The sequence below is a fragment of the Streptomyces bobili genome (assembly GCF_002154575.1).
GTDB classification, from domain to species: Bacteria; Actinomycetota; Actinomycetes; order Streptomycetales; family Streptomycetaceae; genus Streptomyces; species Streptomyces bobili.
Genome location: NZ_MUBA01000744.1, coordinates 1 through 4175, shown reverse-complemented (window position 1 = coordinate 4175; position 4175 = coordinate 1). Strand labels below are relative to the sequence as shown.

The window sequence follows — 4175 nt, the reverse complement described above, 5'->3', positions numbered from 1 at the left end:
GCGCCGAGATCGTGCGGGCCGCCCTGGAGGTGATCGCCGAACGCGGTTACCGGGGTGCGAGCCTGGCCGCGGTCGCCGAAAGGGTCGGACTGACCCAGCAGGGTCTGCTGCACCATTTCCCCACCAAGGACGCGCTGCTGGTCACCGTGCTGAAGGAACGCGACCAGTGGGACGCGATGCCGAACAACCGGTGGCGGATCGACCTGCTGTGCTCGCTGGTCGAGTACAACGCGATGCGGCCCGGCATCATCCAGACCTTCTCCGCACTCCTCGGCGAGAGCGTCACCGAGGGGCATCCCGCACGGAGCTACTTCACCGACCGGTACCGGCAGGTGCGGGCCGACATCACGGCGGCCCTGCGCACCGAGTACGGCGACCGCCTCCCCAACGGCCTCACCCCGGAGCGGACGGCTCCGCTGCTGGTGGCGGTGATGGACGGCCTCCAGTACCAGTGGCTTCTGGACCCGGAGTCGGTGGACATGCCGGGTGCCTTCCGCGACTTCCTGCGGCTGCTGGGCGAGAACGTCGACTGACGGGCTCTGACGGCGCACCGACGGGTGCCCCATGGCGTGAACCACACCTGCCACGCGATACTTCCGGCGTCCCGCGCCACGCGCCCCACCGCGACGGAAGGACCTCAATGGCCCCGCGCTGCCCACGAGTTCGTGCAGGTCTCCTCAGCCTCGGCCTCACCCTGACGGCCTGTCTCACGGTGCCCGCTTCGGCCACCGCTGCCACCTCAGCCTCACCCGCCGCCGCCGCCTCCGCCTCCGCCTCCGCTGCCGATACGTCCTCGGTCGCGGCCCTCACCGTCGAGGAGCTGCGGCTCGACCGGGCGGTGCCGCGGGAGATTCTCGCGGCGTCCGGATTCGACACCGTGGCCCCTGAGTTGGCGAGGCGGCTCGGTACCGCGCACTCCTACGCGCAGGCCCGCCGGGTCGTCGTGGCCGAGGGATCGGCGTTGTGGCGGCGGGCGGTGGACCGGGCGCAGGGGCGGGGGCCGGCCGGCGGGGAGCTGAGCCGGGACGACGACCGGCCGCTGTACTGGGCGCGGTTGGCGATGTCACGGCAGGTGCGGGAGTGGGACTCCGGGTTCGGCCTGAGCGAGGCCCAACGGGCGGCTCTGATCGACGACTTGGAACGGACCTCGCGCGGGCAGACCGACATTCGCCTTCCGCGGGGCGCCAAGGGGCTCAAGCGGGTTCTCGTCACCGGTTTCGATCCGTTCACGCTGGACCGTGACGTGCGGATCTCCAACCCGTCCGGGGCGAGCGCGCTGGCGCTCGACGGCACGGTGATCGAGACCGCCCAGGGCCCGGCCCGCATCGAGACGGCCGTGTTTCCGGTGCGCTGGCGGGACTTCGCCGAGGGCACGGTCGAGCGGACGCTGCGGCCGTACCTGCGCCGGGTGGACCTGTTCACGACCGTCAGCCAGGGGCGCGTGGGCCGGTTCGACGTCGAGCGGACGAACGGGGCCTGGCGGGGCGGTTTCCCGGACAACGAGAACGTGAGCAGGACGGAGACCGTGCCGGTCGCCGATCCGGCCTCGCAGCCCCAGTGGACGACGACGACCCTGCCGTACCGGGAGATCGTGGCGGCGGACACCGGCCGTTTCCCCGTGTACGACAACACGAGCGTGACCGAGATCCCGGCGGGAGGCACCGCTCCCGTCGTACGGCCGGACGGGCCCACCGCCGGGTCGGCCGCGCGGGCCGGGGGCGGCGGCGACTACCTCTCCAACGAGATCGCCTACCGGGCGACCCTGCTGCGCGACCGGCTCGGGCTGCGCGGGGCGCTGCCGGGCGGCCATGTCCACACGCCCGTGCTCCAGTTCGGCGCCGGGAACACCGACCCCGCCACCGGGACGGTGACGGACCCGGAGTTCGTACGCAACCGGCTCGACATCATCGCGCAGGTGCGGGCCATCGTGGCCGTGGCCGTGGCGGTCAGTGGGGCCGCGGGATAGCGTCCGGCTCCTCGCGGTCGTTCTCGTCCTCGGTCTCCTCGCCCAGCAGGTCCCGCGCCATGAGCGTCGCTCCGGCGACCGCGCCCGGCATCAGGAACACGGCGACGAAGGGAACCAGGAAGGCGACCGCGAGGGGCGTGCCGAAGCCCCAGACGAGGGTCCGGCGGGCTCGGAGCAGGGCGAGCCGGGAGCGTGCGTCGACGGTACGGCGCTGGAGGGCGACGGACGTCAGTTCCTCGGTCAGGAAGAAACCGGTGACGAAAAGGCCGATCACCGGCACGACCGTCTGGCCGAGGAACGGGATGAAACCGAGGGCGAAAAGCAGCACGCCCCACATCAGCGCGCGCAGCACGACCCGCAGGCTGTCGCGGGCCGAGATCCACAGCTCGTGCCAGAGCGGCAGCCCGGAGACCGGGGCCGAGCCGTCGGGGGAGACATCGCGGTCGACCGTCTCGGAGAGGGCCTCGTAGAACGGCTGCCCGATGAGCAGCGTGACCGCGGTGAAGGTCACCACGGCGACGAGGAGGGAAAGGGCGAACAGCACGGCGGTGAGAAACCCGCGGAACAGTCCTTGCCAGGGGCTCGACCAGTCGTCGGCGAACGGCGTCGCCCAGCCCACGAAGTCCGCGCCCCACACGGCGAGCGACACGAGCGCGCCCAGGTAGAGGACCAGCGTGATCAGGCCGGGCACGAGCCCGAACCCGTACTGCTTTCCGTGCCGGGCCACCCAGCGTTGGCCCTGAAGGAGATATCCGAAACCCGCCCCGAGATCATGCATGGCCGGATCCTATCGGGGCGCGAGCATGTCATCCCCGCCGCTGCGAGCCGGGCGCGGGACGGCCGGAAAAGCCGTGCGGCCTGGTGCCCGAACTCCTGTCCCGGCGGCATCCGTAGGCCATCCGGGCTATCGGTGACACCAACATCGTCCCGCCGCCGTTGAGTCGAACGGGTAGACCTCGCCGTACCGATCCACGGAAAGCACTCACGATCGCGGCAAGCCCGGACCGGCATGGTTGACCATGGCACACGCGAGTAGCGGTCTTGTTGAGGAGAGCGGATGACCCTAGAGATCCATGGCAGCGTCGCGGCGGGCTTCGAGCCGGTGCGGAACGAGTTCGCGGCGTTCGTCGCGACCGAACGGCCCGACTACGAAGGCCAGTTGTGTGCGTACGTGCACGGCCGGCGGGTCGTCGACCTGTGGGCCGGGGACGGCGTGGACGCCGACTCCCTCTATGGCGTGTTCTCGTCCACCAAGGGTGCCGCGCATCTGGTGGCCGCGCTCCTCGTCCAGGAGGGCACGCTGGAGCTGGACCGCAAAGTCACCTACTACTGGCCCGAGTTCGCCTCCGAGGGCAAGGGCTCGCTGACCCTGCGCGACCTGCTCGCGCACCGGGCCGGTGTGGTCGGCACCGATTCCGGATTCTCCCGCCAGGAGCTGGCGGACGACCGGCAGATCGCCGAACGCCTCGCCGACCAGCGGCCGTTCTGGCGTCCGGGCACCGCGTTCGGCTACCACGCGCTGGTCATCGGCGCGCTCAGCGGCGAGGTCGTACGGCGGGCCACCGGCCGTACACTCCAGGAGGTGTACGAGGAGCGCGTACGAGCGCCGTACGGGCTCGACTTCTTCCTGGGGCTGCCGGGGGCGCACGAGGCGCGGTTCCGGTCGACACAGGCCATGGCGCCGACGGACGAGCAGCGGGCGCTGCTCGACTCGCTGCCGAGCGGGCCGCACACCCTTACCGCCGTCGCCTTCAACCGGCACGCCGCCGAACCCACCGATCTCGAAACGCTGCCCAACGATCCGCTCGTCCGGGCCAAGGGGCCGGCGTCCGTCGGTGGCGTCGCCTCCGCGCGCGGGCTGGCCGGAATGTACGCGGCGGCGATCAGCGAGGTCGGGGGGAAGGTGCCGCTGCTGAAGGACGACACGGCGGCCGAGTTCGGGCAGTTCCACTCCGTGGGGTACGACCTGGTGGCGCGGGCGCACAAGTCGTACGGGCTGGGCTTCCAGGCGACCGCGGACACCTGGTATCCGACGCTGGGCGTCGGCGCCTTCGGGCACAGCGGGGCGGCGGGGAGCCAGGGGTTCGCCGATCCGCGGAGCGGGGTGGCGTACGGGTACACGCGGCGGCGGTTCGCGTTTCCGGGTGGGGCGGCGGTGGAGAACGAGAGGTTCGTCGCCGCGGTGCGGATGGCTGCGCGGGCTGTGGGG

The 4175-nt window shown here is 71.8% G+C and carries 4 protein-coding genes; 3 read left to right on the top strand and 1 reads right to left on the bottom strand.

Features of this window, described 5'->3' with window-relative positions:
* Positions 1–533 (top strand): TetR/AcrR family transcriptional regulator (locus tag BZL64_RS37085; protein ID WP_086773395.1); only part of this gene is annotated, 533 nt, incomplete at its 5' end.
* Between the two features lie 107 nt (positions 534–640).
* Positions 641–1966, top strand: coding sequence for a pyroglutamyl-peptidase I (locus tag BZL64_RS37080; protein ID WP_086773394.1), 1326 nt, complete (start codon positions 641–643; stop codon positions 1964–1966).
* On the opposite strand, the gene BZL64_RS37075 is transcribed toward BZL64_RS37080, so the two are convergent.
* A complete protein-coding gene (locus tag BZL64_RS37075; protein ID WP_086773393.1) occupies positions 1947–2744 on the bottom strand; it encodes an EI24 domain-containing protein in 798 nt (265 codons plus the stop codon). The genes BZL64_RS37080 and BZL64_RS37075 overlap by 20 nt on opposite strands.
* A 279-nt stretch (positions 2745–3023) precedes the next feature.
* Here BZL64_RS37075 and BZL64_RS37070 point away from each other — a divergent pair.
* A partial coding sequence (locus tag BZL64_RS37070) for a serine hydrolase domain-containing protein (RefSeq protein ID WP_107430427.1) occupies positions 3024–4175 on the top strand: 1152 nt, incomplete at its 3' end.